The organism is Sphingomonas sp. 1185 (genome assembly GCF_040544655.1).
Taxonomy (GTDB): Bacteria; Pseudomonadota; Alphaproteobacteria; order Sphingomonadales; family Sphingomonadaceae; genus Sphingomonas.
In genome coordinates this window covers 12,647-27,337 of record NZ_JBEPKL010000004.1, presented here as the reverse complement: position 1 = coordinate 27,337, position 14,691 = coordinate 12,647, and the positions used below count along the sequence as shown (strand labels likewise).

Annotated in this window: 12 protein-coding genes, 2 pseudogenes and 1 other annotated feature; of the genes and pseudogenes, 5 read left to right on the top strand and 9 right to left on the bottom strand. The window is 65.3% G+C overall.

The genetic code is table 11. From position 1 onward, the window contains the following. Positions 1-7: 7 nt before the first annotated feature. From ABIC44_RS04635 to ABIC44_RS04620, 4 genes are all read right to left on the bottom strand, one after another. Positions 8-1,639, bottom strand: coding sequence for a M28 family peptidase (locus ABIC44_RS04635; RefSeq protein ID WP_354293981.1), 1,632 nt, complete (start codon positions 1,637-1,639; stop codon positions 8-10). Between the two features lie 125 nt (positions 1,640-1,764). Continuing rightward, positions 1,765-2,133 (bottom strand): hypothetical protein, encoded by a 369-nt coding sequence (locus ABIC44_RS04630; RefSeq protein WP_354293980.1) that lies wholly within the window; start codon positions 2,131-2,133, stop codon positions 1,765-1,767. A gap of 122 nt (positions 2,134-2,255) precedes the next feature. Then, positions 2,256-2,870: a 30S ribosomal protein S4 gene (rpsD, locus tag ABIC44_RS04625; RefSeq protein ID WP_183950038.1), complete on the bottom strand. Its 615-nt coding sequence runs from the start codon at positions 2,868-2,870 to the stop codon at positions 2,256-2,258. Between the two features lie 160 nt (positions 2,871-3,030). Next, positions 3,031-3,255, bottom strand: coding sequence for a hypothetical protein (locus ABIC44_RS04620; protein ID WP_354293978.1), 225 nt, complete (start codon positions 3,253-3,255; stop codon positions 3,031-3,033). Positions 3,256-3,357: 102 nt separating this feature from the next. On the opposite strand from ABIC44_RS04620, the gene ABIC44_RS04615 reads away from it, so the two are divergent. Then, on the top strand, positions 3,358-3,666 hold the full coding sequence (locus ABIC44_RS04615) for a chorismate mutase (protein ID WP_307102347.1): 309 nt from the start codon (positions 3,358-3,360) through the stop codon (positions 3,664-3,666). 126 nt (positions 3,667-3,792) lie between these two features. Here ABIC44_RS04615 and ABIC44_RS04610 read toward each other — a convergent pair. From ABIC44_RS04610 to rpiB, 5 genes and pseudogenes are all read right to left on the bottom strand, one after another. Next, positions 3,793-4,841 (bottom strand): annotated as a pseudogene (locus ABIC44_RS04610) (TrmH family RNA methyltransferase). 168 nt (positions 4,842-5,009) lie between these two features. Continuing rightward, positions 5,010-5,477, bottom strand: a complete 468-nt coding sequence (gene nrdR / locus ABIC44_RS04600; protein ID WP_354293973.1) for a transcriptional regulator NrdR — start codon at positions 5,475-5,477, stop codon at positions 5,010-5,012. Further along, entirely contained in the window at positions 5,478-5,669 is a 192-nt protein-coding gene (locus ABIC44_RS04595; protein ID WP_309691817.1) for a hypothetical protein, read from the bottom strand. Between the two features lie 12 nt (positions 5,670-5,681). Then, positions 5,682-6,980, bottom strand: a complete 1,299-nt coding sequence (gene glyA / locus ABIC44_RS04590; protein WP_261271064.1) for a serine hydroxymethyltransferase — start codon at positions 6,978-6,980, stop codon at positions 5,682-5,684. Positions 6,981-6,999: 19 nt separating this feature from the next. After that, entirely contained in the window at positions 7,000-7,443 is a 444-nt protein-coding gene (rpiB, locus tag ABIC44_RS04585; RefSeq protein WP_354293971.1) for a ribose 5-phosphate isomerase B, read from the bottom strand. Between the two features lie 118 nt (positions 7,444-7,561). On the opposite strand from rpiB, the gene ABIC44_RS04580 reads away from it, so the two are divergent. From ABIC44_RS04580 to ABIC44_RS04565, 4 genes and pseudogenes are all read left to right on the top strand, one after another. Next, positions 7,562-8,008, top strand: a complete 447-nt coding sequence (locus tag ABIC44_RS04580) for a hypothetical protein (RefSeq protein ID WP_354293969.1) — start codon at positions 7,562-7,564, stop codon at positions 8,006-8,008. Positions 8,009-8,208: 200 nt separating this feature from the next. After that, a pseudogene (locus ABIC44_RS04575) lies at positions 8,209-9,153 on the top strand (transposase). Continuing rightward, positions 8,490-8,605 (top strand) — a sequence feature (AL1L pseudoknot). It overlaps the preceding pseudogene by 116 nt. A 399-nt stretch (positions 9,154-9,552) precedes the next feature. After that, a complete protein-coding gene (locus tag ABIC44_RS04570) occupies positions 9,553-12,297 on the top strand; it encodes a TonB-dependent receptor (RefSeq protein ID WP_354293968.1) in 2,745 nt (914 codons plus the stop codon). A gap of 155 nt (positions 12,298-12,452) precedes the next feature. Next, positions 12,453-14,654 carry a hypothetical protein gene (locus tag ABIC44_RS04565; RefSeq protein ID WP_354293966.1) on the top strand — a complete coding sequence of 734 codons (2,202 nt, stop codon included), beginning with the start codon at positions 12,453-12,455 and terminating at the stop codon, positions 14,652-14,654. Positions 14,655-14,691: the final 37 nt, after the last annotated feature.

Sequence of the window (14,691 nt, the reverse complement as noted above, 5' to 3'; positions counted from 1 at the left end):
TGCGTGGTCACTGGACGTTCTTCCTGCTTTGATCGCGAATGGCGCGAAATTCGGCGGTGGGATACCAGTTGGGCCACAGGCCCGGCCGGTCGGCCAGCGTCCTGCCCAATTGATAATAGACCGTCAAATCCTCGACCGCGCCCGACCAATCCCAGCGAGGATCATATTCGTCGGCGGGCTTGTGATAGCGGTTGGCGACATAATCCTCGGTCGCCTTCTTGCCCGCGGCGATCCCGCCCATCACCTTGTCCTGCCCCGACCCGCCGTCGAGCATCGGCACGCCCAGCTTGGCGAAGGAGAAATGGTCGGAGCGGTAATAGCTGCCGCGTTCGGGATTGGCTTCCTCGCCGATATAGCGGCCCTGCCGGCCGACAAAGCCCTTGGCCAGATCCTCGATCTCGGACTTGCCCTTGCCGACCAGCACGAAGTCCTTCGAGCGGCCCGTCACGTTCAGCCCGTCCATGTTCACGCCCCCCACGGTCCGCGCCAGCGGGAACACGGGATGCTGTGCGTAATAGCCCGAGCCGAGCAGCCCGCTTTCCTCCGCCGTCACCGCCAGGAACGCGATCGAGCGCTTGGCAGGCCCCGCCTTTGCTTGCGCCTCGGCCAGCGCGACCAGCCCGGCGATACCCGTGGCATTGTCGAGCGCGCCGTTGCAGATATCGTCGCCGTCCACCGCGTCGCAGCGGCCCAGATGGTCCCAATGCGCCGAATAGAGGACGTAATCGCCCGGCTCGGTGGTGCCGGGCAGGACGCCGATCACGTTCTTGGATGCCTGGCGCCGGATCGCGTTGGCGAAGCCGCCCGACAGGGTCAGGCCCAGCGGCACCGCCTTGAACCCCTTGGTCTGCGCCGCCCTGGTCAAGCTGGCGAGGTCCTGGCCCGCCGCCTTCAGGATGCGCTCGGCCACGGGCTGCTGGATCCAGCCGATCACCTGGCTCTGGTCCCTATGATCCCCCGCCTCGTCCAGCTCCAGCTGCGGCCCGGTCCAGGAGGACTGGACCACCGCCCAGGGGTAAGCGGCGGGTTCGGTCTGGTGCACGATCAGCGCGGCGGCGGCACCGTGCTTCGCGGCATTCTCGAACTTATAGGGCCAGCGACCATACCAGGTCATCGCACGGCCCTCGAACGGCCCTTCGCGCCCCATGGTCTGCCAGTCGGCATCGTTGATCAGGATAACCACCGTCTTGCCGCGCACATCGACCCCGGCATAATCGTCCCAGCCCTTTTCGGGCGCGGTGATGCCATAGCCGACAAAGACCATCTCGCTGTCCTTCACGTCGATCCGGGGCGTGACGCGATAGGTCCCCGCCACCATGTCGGTGCGGTAGGCCAGCGAAATGGGCTGCCCCTTGCCCGCCACCGTAAAGGGCTGGACGTCGGTCGCGGTGATCTCGACCATCGGCACGTCCTGGGTCCAGCTGCCCTTGTTGCCGGGCTTCAGACCGGCCTTCTGGAAGCGGTCGATGATATAGGCGACGGTCTTGTCCTCGGCGGGCGTAGTCGGCGCACGGCCTTCATATTCGTCGGAGGACAGGACCTGCGTCACGGTCTTGAGCGTGTCGACCGAAATGGCGGGCCGTTCCTGCGCGATGGCGGTGCCCGAGAGCAGGAGGGACAATAGGACCAGACGACGCATGATGTGCTTTCCCCTTGTGTTTGGGGAGGTTGTGCCGGGCGGCGTCGCCAAGGGCAAGCATGCCGAGCATCGGCCCTCAATCCGGCTTCCACCCCGGAAAAGCCGTTCCGGGCCAAGGAGAAACGTCAGTCCCCCAGCGAATAGACCGACTGGAACTTGCCATTCCGCAGCCCGCCGATCGTCCACTTCGACGGCGCGCCGTTGGTGAAGATCACCCGATATTGTTCATACCGCTCGCCGCTTATTTGTTCGGCCTGCACGAAGGTGATCGTCTTGACGGGCCCCGCCGCCTTCAGGTCCGGCGCCATCCGGGGGAGTTGGTCCTGACACGCCTTGAGCAGGCCATCCGCCATCAGGTCGGCCGGGCAGGTGCCACTGGCGACGGCGGTGAATATGGCGCGGAGCTGTCCGGCATATTGGCCCTGCTCGGCGGTCTGGGCCGTGGCGGCCGTCGCGACCATCCATGCACCGATCGCAACAAAACCCGGTCGCATCGCGCCCCTCCCCTTGAACGGGCGGAGTATGGGCGGCCCTTCGGCATCCGGCAAGCGACGCCGAAACGAAAAAGGCGGCCCCGAAGGACCGCCCTTTCCGCAATTCGGTAAGACCCGAAAACTTAGCGCGAATAGAATTCGACGACCAGGTTCGGCTCCATCTTCACCGGATAGGGCACTTCGTCCAGGGTCGGGATACGGGTCAGCGCGACCTTGGTGTTGCCGTCGGCGGTGACGTAATCGGGCACTTCACGCTCGGCGAGCTGCTGCGCTTCCATGACCAGCGCCATTTCGGTCGCCTTCGAACCCAGCGAGATCTCGTCGCCGACGAAGCAGCGGCGCGACGCGACGTTGCACTTCACGCCGTTGACGCGGATGTGGCCGTGGCTGACCAGCTGGCGCGCGGCGAAGATCGTCGGCGCGAACTTGGCGCGGTACACGATCATGTCCAGACGCTGCTCGAGCAGGCCGATCAGGTTCTGCGAGGTGTCGCCCTTCATGCGGGCGGCTTCCTGGTAGCAGGCCTTGAACTGCTTCTCGGTCACGTCGCCGTAATAGCCCTTCAGCTTCTGCTTGGCGCGCAGCTGCAGACCGAAGTCCGACATCTTGCCCTTGCGGCGCTGACCGTGCTGGCCGGGGCCATATTCACGCTTGTTGACGGGGCTCTTGGGGCGGCCCCAGATGTTCTCGCCCATACGGCGATCGAGCTTGTACTTCGCGCTCTGACGCTTCGACATCTTAAATCCTTGGCAATTACGAACGACGTTGGTCCCGGTATCGCACCATGCAAGCCTTTATGGGGACAAGCGCAGGCCCACCGCTTCACCGGGATGCGGGGGCAATTGCGAAGGGGCGCGCCTAACCGAGACGCACCCCGGAGTCAAGCGAAGCGGCGGATCAGCGGCCGTTGGCGGTGCTCAGCCGTCCGGCGGTGCTTTCCACATCGTTGCGGGCATTGGCGGCGATCTCGTCCCATTCCGCCTGGGTCTTGCAGATCCGCTTGCTGGCGAGGCGCGAGCCGGTGGTTTCCTGCACGCGGCAAATCTTCTTTTCCTTCACCGGCGCGGGGGTGGGTTCGGCCTGTTGGCCGGAAAGCGCGAGCAGCAGCAAGGTGGTCAGCATCGTCCTATCTCCCAATTGGACCGAAGCCGCAGCCTATCGCGCGCCAGCCCCGACCCGCAAGCCGGACTGGACAGCGCGAACGCCGCCCGGCAGAGCTTGGCCATGACCCAGATTCTCGCCGGACCCGATTGCACCACCATGGCGGAGGTTCGCGCGGGCGTCGACCAGCTCGACCGCGAGCTGGTGGCGCTGCTGGCGCGCCGCTTCGGCTATATGGACGCCGCCGCGCGGATCAAGCCGAGCCGCGACCGCGTGCGTGACGAGGATCGCAAGACCCAGGTGATCGAACAAGCGCGGGCCGAGGCCGAACGGCTGGGCCTGCCCGGCGCCGTCATCGCCGAGATGTGGGACGTTCTGGTCGAAGGGTCGATCGCCTATGAACTGGCGACCTTCGACCGGACGCGGGGGTAAGGCGACCCCACCTCCGTTCGGCCTGAGCGTAGTCGAAGGCCAAGGGCCATCCCCCGCCAAGCGGCCCCCGTGGCGGAGATCACGGCGTGGCCTTCGACTATGACCAGGCTGAACGGAGGTAGGGCGTTACCGCTCGCGCGGGCGGGCCAGCGTCGACAGCACGCCGCGCAGGGTGCGGATTTCCTGGCTCGACCAGCCGGGCTTGGTCAGCAGGGTGCGCAGCGTCCGCTTGGTGGCGGGCGTCCGGTCGGGCGGGAAGAAATAGCCCGCGCCGTCCAGCATCTCCTCCAACTGGCCGATCATGCCGTCCAGCTCGCATTGCGGCGCGACCTCGGGCAGTTCGACCTCGGGCGGCTGGGCCAGCTCAACGCCCTTCGACCATTCATAGGCGATCAGGATCACCGCCTGGGCCAGGTTCAGGCTGCCGAATTCGGGGTTGATCGGCACGGTGACGATCTTGCGCGCGATCGCCACGTCGTCGGTCTCCAGCCCCGATCGCTCGGGCCCGAACAGGAAGGCCGCCCGGCCGGTCGTGTCGGCATGGATTTCGCGCGCCGCCTCTTCCGGGGTCACGACCGGCTTGGTGACGCCGCGCTTGCGCACGGTGGTGGCATAGACCTGCGCACAGTCGGCGACCGCATTGGCGACGCTCTCATAGACCTTGGCCTGTTCCAGCACGCTGTCCGCGCCCGAGGCGGCGGGCCCCGCCTGCGGATTGGGCCAGCCGTCGCGCGGGGTGACGAGGCGCATCTCGACCAGCCCGAAATTGAGCATGGCACGCGCGGCCTTGCCGATATTCTCGCCCAGCTGCGGGCGGACCAGGACGATGACGGGGGGCTGGGATTTGTTCACGTTCACTCTTCCGTTCGCCCTGAGCGAAGTCGAAGGGCACGTTCCGCGCGCGGTATCGCGGCTTCTTTCAGGCGCGTCCAGTCCGATGCGATCAAGGCGGATTTCTTGGTGCGGGACCAGCCCTTGATCTGGTGCTCGGCGGTCAGGGCTTCGTGACGGGTGGGGAAGTCCTGCGACCAAGCCAATTCCACCGGGCGGCGGGTTTGGGTGTAGCAGGGGAGTTCGCCGGTCTGATGTTGGGCGATGCGGTGTTCGAGGTTTTCGGTGTGGCCGGTGTAATAGCTGCCGTCGGAGCAGCGGAGGATGTAGCAGTAGAAGGCCATGGCCCGGTTCCCGTCCGTTACCAGGCGATGGTATCGCGACGGGGGCTTGGGGCAAGGGAGTCCCTTGGGCTTCGACTTCGCTCAGCCTGAACGGGGCGGGGGAATTGGGGCTTATCCAAACAGCCGTTCAGGCTGAGCTAAGTCGAAGCCCACGCCCCGAACCTCACCTCACTCCCCCTTCGGCGCCACTTCCTCGACCGTCCCGGCAAAAGCCTCGAAATCCTTGGCCTCTCCGAACTCTCGATACACGCTGGCGAAGCGGATATAGGCCACCGAATCCAGGCGCTTCAGCCCTTCCATCACCAATTCGCCGATCCGCTTGGACGATACCTCGCCCTCGCCGCTGGTCTCCAGCTGGCGCTGGATGCCGGACACCAGCTTTTCCACCCGTACCGGGTCGATCGGGCGCTTGCGGGTCGCGATGGCGATGGAGCGGAGCAGCTTCTCGCGGTCGAACGGCTCGCGCCGCTCTTCGCTCTTCATCACGGTCAATTCGCGCAGCTGGATGCGCTCGAAGGTGGTGAAGCGCGCGCCGCAGCCCTCGCACTGGCGGCGGCGGCGGATCGCCGCCCCATCTTCGGTGGGGCGGCTGTCCTTTACCTGACTGTCTTCATGGCCGCAAAAGGGGCAGCGCATTCAGATCTTCTTCTTGGCCTTGAAATAGGCGTAACCGGCACCCGCCGCCGCGCCGAGGACCGGACCGACGAACGGCACCGGGATCGCGACCACGGCGCCGAGCGCGCCCCATTTCGCCATGCTCTTGCCAAGGCCGGGGGTCGACTTGATGTCGTTCTGCACCTCGGAAAACTTCTCGTCGAACTTGGCCATGCGTTTACGTCCTTATCCCTGATAGATCGGAAAGCGTGCGCAAAGCTCACGCACACGGGCACGAACGTTCGCCTCGACCTCGGGGTCCCCATGTTCGCCCTTGGCCTTCAGGCCGTCGAGCACGTCGGCGACCATATGGCCGATCTGCTCGAACTCCGCCGGGCCGAAACCGCGCGTGGTGCCCGCGGGCGAGCCGACGCGGATGCCGCTGGTCTTCATCGGGGGCAGCGGATCGTTGGGGATGCCGTTCTTGTTGCAGGTGATGCCCGCGCGCTCCAGCGCCTCGTCGGCGTCGCGGCCGGTGATGCCCAGCGGGGTCAGGTCGACCAGCGCCAGATGCGTGTCGGTGCCGCCCGCGACCAGGTTCGCGCCGCGCGCCTTCAGCGTCGCGGCCAGCGTGCGGGCATTCTCGACCACCGCCGCGATATAGGTCTTGAACTCGGGCTGGAGCGCCTCGCCGAACGCGACCGCCTTGGCGGCGATGACGTGCATCAGCGGGCCGCCCTGAAGGCCGGGGAAGACCGCCGAGTTGATCTTCTTGGCGATCGCCTCGTCATTCGTCATGATCATGCCGCCGCGAGGGCCCCGCAGCGTCTTGTGCGTGGTGGTGGTCACGACATGCGCATGGCCGAAGGGGGTCGGGTGCAGACCGCCTGCGACGATGCCCGCAAAGTGCGCCATGTCGACCATGAAGTACGCGCCGACCTCGTCCGCGATCGCGCGGAACTTGGCGAAATCGATGACGCGGGGATAGGCCGATCCGCCCGCGATGATGATCTTGGGCTGGCACTCGCGCGCGATGCGGGCGACTTCGTCATAGTCGATCAGATGCGTCTCGGGGTCGACGCCGTACTGGACCGCGTTGAACCACTTGCCCGACAGCGCCGCCTTGGCACCGTGGGTCAGGTGACCGCCGGCGTCGAGCGACAGGCCCATGATCGTGTCGCCGGGCTTGGCCAGCGCCAGCATCACCGCGCCGTTCGCCTGCGCGCCCGAATGCGGCTGCACGTTGACGAAGTCGCAGCCGAAGATCTGCTTGGCTCGGTCGATCGCCAGCTGCTCGACCTCGTCCGACGGCGCGCAGCCCTGATAATAGCGCTTGCCCGGATAGCCCTCGGCATATTTGTTGGTGAAGACCGAGCCTTGCGCTTCCATCACCGCCTTGGAGACGATGTTCTCGCTGGCGATCAGCTCGATCTGGGTCTGCTCGCGCTCCAGCTCGTGCGACACACCGGCGAAGACGGCGGGGTCGGCATCGGCCAGGGTGCGGGTGAAGAAGCCGGCGGGCTGGACGTCGTTAAGCGTGCTCATTGCGGATATCCTTGGGCGTTCAATTCTGGGCGGGTGCGGCGGACAGCATGTCGACGCGGCGCTGATGACGTCCGCCCTCGAACGGGGTGGACAGGAAGGCGGTCAGGCAGGCCTTGGCCATTTCCTCGCCGATGACGCGCGCGCCCATGGCGATGGCGTTGGCGTCGTTATGCTGGCGGGCGAGCGCGGCGGACAGCGGCTCGGAGACGAGCGCGCAGCGGCAGGCGGGGTTGCGGTTGGCGGCGATCGAAATGCCGATGCCCGATCCGCACAGCGCCACGCCGCGCTCGGCGCGACCATCGGCCAGGGCCTCGGCCACCGCATGGCCGAAATCGGGATAATCGACGCTCGCCGTGCCGTCCGTGCCCAGGTCGAGCACCTCATGCCCCTGTTCGCGCAGCCAGTCCGCCAGCACGGTCTTCAACGAGACGGCGGCATGATCGGATGCGATCGCGATGCGCATGGGACGGGCGCTCCTGACGGGGTAGGAATGGAATGAGCGCGCCTTTACGCGCGCACGGGGCGGATGGCTACCCCTTCGCGCAACGGAACGTGCGCCATGGCCAGGGGTTCTGCGCGGCATGACGCGTATCCTGATCCTCGCCGCCCTCGCCACCCTCTCCGCCTGCTCGCGCGAGGCACCCGACTCGGTGACCAACGGCGCCGTCCCGGCCAGCGGCCCCCAGGCGGCCGCAACGGCGGGCCCGGCGGGCGACGGCGCGACCTTCAACGGCGTGCCGAAGAAGAAGGCGCCGGATTATGTCGGCCGCTGGATCGGGGTGGAGGGCATGGTCCTGAACGTGAAACATGCCGCGACGCCCGGCCGCTATCGGCTGGAGATGCAATGGGACCTCGACCACAGGGGCGAGTTCCGGGGCGATGCGGTGGGCGACACCATCGTCTTCGAGCGCAACGGCGTGCGCGAGACGCTGCGCCCGACGGGTGGCGATGCGACCGGGCTGAAATATCTGGCAGGAAAGACCGAGTGCCTGACGGTCAAGACGGGCGAGGGTTACTGCAAGTCGTAAGGCGGGGCCGAGCCGTCGATCACGGACTCGCTTCCCCGCGAAATTCCGGCATCCGACAGCCCTATCGCCCCCTGTTCCCCGGCGAAGGCCGGGGCCCAGTTGCCGGGACCTTGATGGAGCGGACTGGTCATGTGTGGGAGGCCCAAGTGAACCGCGCCGGGTTTGTCGGAGGCTCCAACTCCTGAGAAGGTGGGGCCAGTATGAGCAAGACGACGAACACGTTTTCGCCCGAGGTCCGCGAGCGAGCGGTACGGATGGTGCTGGATCACGAGCGCGATCACCCATCGCGGTGGGCAGCGGTGGTTTCCACCGCGGAGAAGATTGGCTGCGTTCCGCAGACGCTGCATGAGCGGATGAAGAAGGCCGAGGTGAACAGCGGCAAGCGCGCCGGCGTTCCGACCGAGGTCGCTGACAAGATGAAGGCGTTGGAGCGTGAAGTCCGCGAGTTGCGCCAAGCCAACGAGATTCTGTGCAAGGCTTCCGCATATTTCGCCCAGGCGGAGTTCGGCCGCCCGTTCCGGCGATGATCGCCTTCATCGACAATCACCGCGATGTCTATGGGGTCGAGCCGATCTGCCGCGTTTTGCCGATCGCCCATGGCACTATCGAACGGCCGATGCGCGACATGGGCCTACAGGGTGTGATCCGGGGCAAGCCGGTTCGCACGACCATAAGCGACAAGGCAGCGCGGTGCCCGTTGGATCACGTCAAAGGCTGGTTCTACGCGCCAGCGCCAAACATGCTGCGGGTGTCGGACTTCACCCCGGCCTTCGCCGGGGCAGGCTCTCCATGACCGCCGGCCGGCCCATCGGGCCGGCCTCATCCATCACAGCGACCGCTGGTCGCAATACGCATCCATCAGATACACCGAGCGCCTCGCCGAAACCGGGATCGAGCCGTCATTCGGTAGCGTCGGCGATAGCTACGACAACGCTTTAGCCGAGACGATCAATGGCCTCTACAAGGCCAAGGTAATCCACAGGCGTGGGCCGTGGCGCAGCTTTGAAGCTGTCGAATATGCCACGCTCGAATGGATCGACTGGTTCAACCATCGCCGGCTGCTCGAACCCATCGGCAACATCCCGCCCGCCGAAGCCGAGGAGCTATATTATGCTGCCGCAGATACCATCGATATGGCAGCGTGACTCACAACCCAACGCCTCCGGTTAACCCGGCGCGGTTCAGGCCGCAGCATGGGCGATCCGAGACTACCGGTGTAAACTCATCGATTCGCAACTTAAAATTGCACGGCGGGAATCTAACGTACCCGATCATCAAAAAGTGAGGAGCAGGGCGGGCGCATCCGCCAAGTGCAACGAAATTTGCTTTGATAGTAATACGTTACAGAAAGCCCAACAGCAGCAATAATAATATAACTTTTTGGTGGCCTTTTTGGCACTAATTGGTATGCCTCCAATTTAGATGCGGGGGCGTCATCTATCTAAAGCGGACTACGTCCCCTGCACTTTTGTCCGTCAAGGAGACGGCCGAAACTCGGTTCACACCAATAGGGGGCGTGCGCCAAAAAAAGGGGGGTTATCATCATGCGCCTGCGCAACTGCATACTCGCGACCACAATCCTGGCGGGCCTGACCGGCACCGCGCAGGCTCAGTCCACGACCGCATCCGCCGTCACATCGCCCCAGGACCAAAGCGCCGTCGGCCAAGAAAACGACATCGTCGTGCGCGGCATCCGCAAGAGCCTTCAGGATGCGATCGACACCAAGCGCAAGACCAATGCGATCGTCGACGTCATCAGCGCCGAGGATGTCGGCAAATTCCCCGACACCAATGTCGCGGAATCGCTGTCGCACCTGCCCGGCGTGACGGTCGATCACCAATTCGGCGAGGGCGAGCAGGTTTCCATCGCAGGCGTCGAGCCAGCGCTAAACCGCGTGCTGATCGATGGCCACTCGATCGCCTCGGCCGACTGGGGCGGCAATCCCGGCGACCGGTCGAGCCGCACCTTCAACTATTCGCTGCTTTCGCCCGAAATCATCAGCCAGGCCGTCGTCTACAAGACGCCCGAGGCGAGGCTGCAGGAAGGCGCGATCGGCGGTACCGTCGACATCGTCACGCGCAAGCCGCTGGACCTGAAGCCCGGCACCATCACCGCGACCGGCGGTTATGAATATAACGACCGCTCGGCCAAGGGAAATTTCCGTGGATCGGCACTCTATAGCTGGCACAATGACAGCGACACCTTCGCGATCCTGGGTTCGGTCAATTACGACAAGGAGAACCTCGCCCGCGCCGGTGTCGCGGTCTATGGCTATCTGACCGGCAGCCAGTTCACCACCACCGACGCGTCAGGCCAGACCGTGCTGATCAACCCGAACGCCAAGATTACCGGGGGCACGGTCAACGACCTGAAGACGGCGCGCCTGCCGGGCTATCTGGCGCATGAATATTTTCAGCAGACGCGCCAGCGCCTGGGCTTCACCGGCACGATGCAGTTCAAGCCGACGGACAATTTTACCCTGACCGCCAATGCGATCGTGATCCGCGGCAATTACGACAATTTCAGCAATTCCGAATATAGCTACAACACGCGCGGGTCGCAGCTGACCGCCGCGACGATCAGCAACGGTCTGATCACCTCGGCGACCTTCGCGGCACAGCCCAGCACCAGCAAGACCTGGATGGGCGAACTCGACACCAATTTCCGTCGCACCCGCATCAAGAACGACAGCTACAGCGCGCTGTTCAACTGGGACGTCGATGGCTGGCAGATTACCGGCAATGCCGGTTATACCCGCGCGACCGGCGGCAAGGACCCCGAATATCTGCTGAACTTCCGTACCCGTCAGGGCTTCACCGTGGGCGCGAACGGCCGCAACACCACGCTGAACTGGGACAATCCGGCCAGCGACGGCACCCAGTGGATCAGCACCTCACCCGCCGAATCCAAGCTGCGGACCGAAGCGGCGGTACTGGCCAAAACCAACGGCGCGGGCTTCTACGGTGCGCAGATCGGTGGCATCACCCGCGCCGAGAACACCGTCGACCAGGAGAAGTTCGGCCAGATCGACTTCGCGCGTGACCTCGACAGCGGCCTGCTGAAGACGGTGCGCTTCGGGGTGCGCGCCAACATCCATGACAACCGCCAGACCACCTATGGCGGCGCGACCTACACCAACAACTTCTTCACCCTGGCCGATCTGGGCTCCTATGTGCTGAGCCGCAGCGTCTATGACGGCCTGTCTACCACCGGCAACGCCGTGCCCTATGCCACGCTGACAAAGGAAGCCGCGATCAAGGCGCTGAACGCGCCGGGTACGCTGAACATCACCCGTCCGCTCGACACCGGCTCCTTCTTCCAGGTGCAGGAACGGATCGGCACGGCCTATGTCCAGGTCGATTACGAGACGGGCAAGTTCCGCGGCAATATCGGCGGCCGCTTTGTCCGCACGCGCGACATCTCGACCTATTATCTGTCCTCGGCGGGGCAGACCAAGCTGGTGACGGCACCGCGCACCGACGACCGCTTCCTGCCTGCGTTCAACATCGCCTATGACGCCGGGCCCAGCGTCGTGCTGCGCGGTGCGGCGGCCAAGGTCATCGCACGGCCGCGCTACAGCGACCTTGCCGGCTCGCTGTCGCTCGACGACACGCAGAAGACCGGCGGAGGCGGCAATCCCGACCTGAAGCCCTATGCCGCGACCAATTTCGGCCTGTCGGCGGAATGGTATTTCGCCCCCGCCAGCTATCTGTCGGGCGAGGTGTTCTACCGCGACATCAGCAACTATATCGGCAATGTCGTCGACAACGGCCCCGATGGCCAAGGCGTGGAATACACCAATGCGGTGACCGGCCTGACCAACAAATACGCCATCAACCGCCCGGTCAATGGCGGCAAGGCGACGGTCACCGGCTTCTCGCTGACCGGGCAGGCGAACATAATCTGGGGCTTCGGCATCCAGTCCAACTATACCTTCGCCAGCGGTGAGACCGCCGTCGCGGGTCAGGGCCTGCCCTATCTGTCGCGCAACACCTATAATATCGTCCCCTATTTCGAGAAGGGACCGTTCCAGGCGCGGCTCAGCTACAATTATCGCTCGAAATATTTCTATGGCTTCGGGCGTCTCCAGTCGTCGAACTTCACCGACTCCTATCGTCAGCTCGACTTCTCGGCGTCGTACAACATCAACGATCATTTCCGTGTAACGGCGAATGCGTCGAACCTGCTCGACGAAACATATTACCAGTATAGCAGCACGCCGTCGGCCCCGACCGCGCTGTACAAGAATGGGCGCGTTTTCTCGCTGACGGGAACCGCGCGCTTCTAATCCGTCCCGGGAGGGCGGTCGCGCAGCCGCCTTCCGCTGGCCCCGGCATCGCTGCCGGGGCCTTTTTTCTGCGCCGATGGCGCGGAACAAGACCAAAATGAAACCATGGAGCAGAATGTGACCCGCAATGTCTCCCTTTCTCCCCGGAACGCCGCATGATCCTTGCAGCGGCCGCGCTCGCGGCGTCCTGTGTTACGGTCGGACCGGGGGGAGAGGTTGCGGCCGACCTGTTGACCCGTCGAATGGCCGAGAGGGTGCAGCATTGCGGCACCGTTCGGCTGTTGATCGCTCCGCCGGACGGGGTTGCCAAGGCGCTGCCTCCCCGATGGCGGGGGCGGTGGCGGCGCCCGGCATCGCTGGGCCGCGAGGCCTTCGAGGTCCGCCGGGTCGGTCCCGTCACCGTCATCACGGCCGAGGGAACGCGCGGCTTGGTCTATGGCGCAGGCTGGGCCCTGCGCCATCTCGACATCGCGGGCGGGACGGCGCGTCTGTCGCTGAAAGGGACGGTCCGCCAGTCGCCCGCTTATGCCACGCGGCTGACCCAGATCGGCTATCGCCCCAAGAACAACAGCTATGACGCCTGGACGCTGCCCATGTTTCAGCGGCGGATCGAGGATTTCGCACTCTGGGGCGCGAGCGGCGTGCAGTTGATCGCCCCCGTCTCAGATGATGACGAGACGGGACCGCTCTTCCCCGCACCCGTGCGCGAGACGCTGGCGGGGATCGCGACCATCACCCATCGGCTGGGGTTGGACCTTGCGCTCTATTATCCCGAACTCGGTCACTACGAGAAACTAGGCGCGGTGGAGGCGGAACTCGCGGCGTTCCGGCGGACGCTCGCCGATCTGCCCCATGTCGATGCACTCTATGTGCCGGGCGGCGATCCGGGTCATACATCGCCGTCGCTCCTATTCCCGCTGGTGGCGCAGCAGGCTGCCCTGCTCCACGCGCGCAACCCCGCAGCGTCCGTCTATATCTCGTCGCAAGGGTTCGACGCGGCGGGGTTCGAGGCCTTCTATCACGAACTGGACAAGCGCCCCGACTGGCTGACCGGCGTTTTCGTGGGGCCGCAGACCCGCGATCCGCTGCCGCTCGAACGCGCGCGGATTCCGGCGCGCTATCCGCTGATCCTCTATCCCGACATTGCGCACACGATGCACGCGCAATTCCCCGTGCCGCGCTGGTGGCCCGAATTCGCGCTGACCGAGGGACGCGAGCCGATCAATCCGCGCCCGGCCGCCTATACGCACATCTTCGCGCGCTTCATGCCCCTGACCTCCGGGTTCATCACCTATTCCGAAGGGGTGAACGACGATTTCAACCAGTTCCTCTGGTTCGAGCTGGGCTGGAACCCGCACACCCATCCGAAGGCCTTTGCGCGCGACTATGTTCGGATGTTCATCGGCGATCCCATGGCCGCGATGCTTCCGCCCGCGCTGGAGGCCAACTGGGTCGGCGATCCGGCGAGCAACGAACGGATCGACGCGACGCTGCGCCTGGCGGACGCGATCCGGCCCGCCGCCTTTGCCGACTGGCGGATCGACGCGCTGCGTTACCGGGCGGTCTATGACGCGATGGTCCGTCGCCGCACCATCGCCGCGCGTGCACGCCGGGCGGCCGCCCTGGCTGCCCCCGATCCCGAACGGGCAGGGGCGATCCTGGCGACCGGGGACGGGCCGGAGGCAGCGGCGCTGCTCGCCCGGTTGAACATCCTGGCAGAGCGGCTGTGGCAGCAGGCGCGGTTGCAGCTCAGCGTGAAGCGCTTCGGCGCGTCCAACATCGAACGCGGCGCCAATCTCGACCGTGCCGATGTCGACCTGACCGGGCGTGCCTGGATCACTGCGCAGATGGCCAAAGGCTGGCCGATCCCCGATCGCAGCCGACGCGCGGAGGGGGCGCTGTACGACGATCTCGGCCGCCCCGATGCCGAGCCGCATCTGGTGCGCGGGCTGGGCTTCACGGCCGATCCGCAGATGTTCATCACCGCGATCGACGGCATCGCCGACCGCACGCCCGAGGATGGCTGGTGGCCCGGCGAGCTGGACTATGCCGAGACGCTGTATGACAGCCCGTTGCGGCTGCATTATACCGGCCTCGACCCGCGTCGCAGCTACCGGCTGACCGTCACCTATGCGGGGGAGGACTATACGCTGCCCATACGGCTGGTCGCCAACGGCCATATCGTTCTCCAGGATCAGTTCGCCCGCACCGCCAACCCGATGCAGGTGACGCTCTCCATCCCGCGCGAGGCCACCGCTGGGGGGACGCTCGACCTGGCCTGGACCCGACCGTCCGGCATGGGGGGCAGCGGACGCGGGAAACAGGTGGCGGAGACATGGCTGATCGCCGACAAATGAAGGATTTCAGCCTTGCGCGTTATGCTTAGCATTACAG

Coding starts and splice junctions, on each gene's coding strand:
- ABIC44_RS04635 (WP_354293981.1), bottom strand. CDS start 1,639: ATGCGTCGTCTGGTCCTATTGTCCCTCCTGCTCTCGGGCACCGCCATC.
- ABIC44_RS04630 (WP_354293980.1), bottom strand. CDS start 2,133: ATGCGACCGGGTTTTGTTGCGATCGGTGCATGGATGGTCGCGACGGCC.
- rpsD (WP_183950038.1), bottom strand. CDS start 2,870: ATGTCGAAGCGTCAGAGCGCGAAGTACAAGCTCGATCGCCGTATGGGC.
- ABIC44_RS04620 (WP_354293978.1), bottom strand. CDS start 3,255: ATGCTGACCACCTTGCTGCTGCTCGCGCTTTCCGGCCAACAGGCCGAA.
- ABIC44_RS04615 (WP_307102347.1), top strand. CDS start 3,358: ATGACCCAGATTCTCGCCGGACCCGATTGCACCACCATGGCGGAGGTT.
- nrdR (WP_354293973.1), bottom strand. CDS start 5,477: ATGCGCTGCCCCTTTTGCGGCCATGAAGACAGTCAGGTAAAGGACAGC.
- ABIC44_RS04595 (WP_309691817.1), bottom strand. CDS start 5,669: ATGGCCAAGTTCGACGAGAAGTTTTCCGAGGTGCAGAACGACATCAAG.
- glyA (WP_261271064.1), bottom strand. CDS start 6,980: ATGAGCACGCTTAACGACGTCCAGCCCGCCGGCTTCTTCACCCGCACC.
- rpiB (WP_354293971.1), bottom strand. CDS start 7,443: ATGCGCATCGCGATCGCATCCGATCATGCCGCCGTCTCGTTGAAGACC.
- ABIC44_RS04580 (WP_354293969.1), top strand. CDS start 7,562: ATGACGCGTATCCTGATCCTCGCCGCCCTCGCCACCCTCTCCGCCTGC.
- ABIC44_RS04570 (WP_354293968.1), top strand. CDS start 9,553: ATGCGCCTGCGCAACTGCATACTCGCGACCACAATCCTGGCGGGCCTG.
- ABIC44_RS04565 (WP_354293966.1), top strand. CDS start 12,453: ATGATCCTTGCAGCGGCCGCGCTCGCGGCGTCCTGTGTTACGGTCGGA.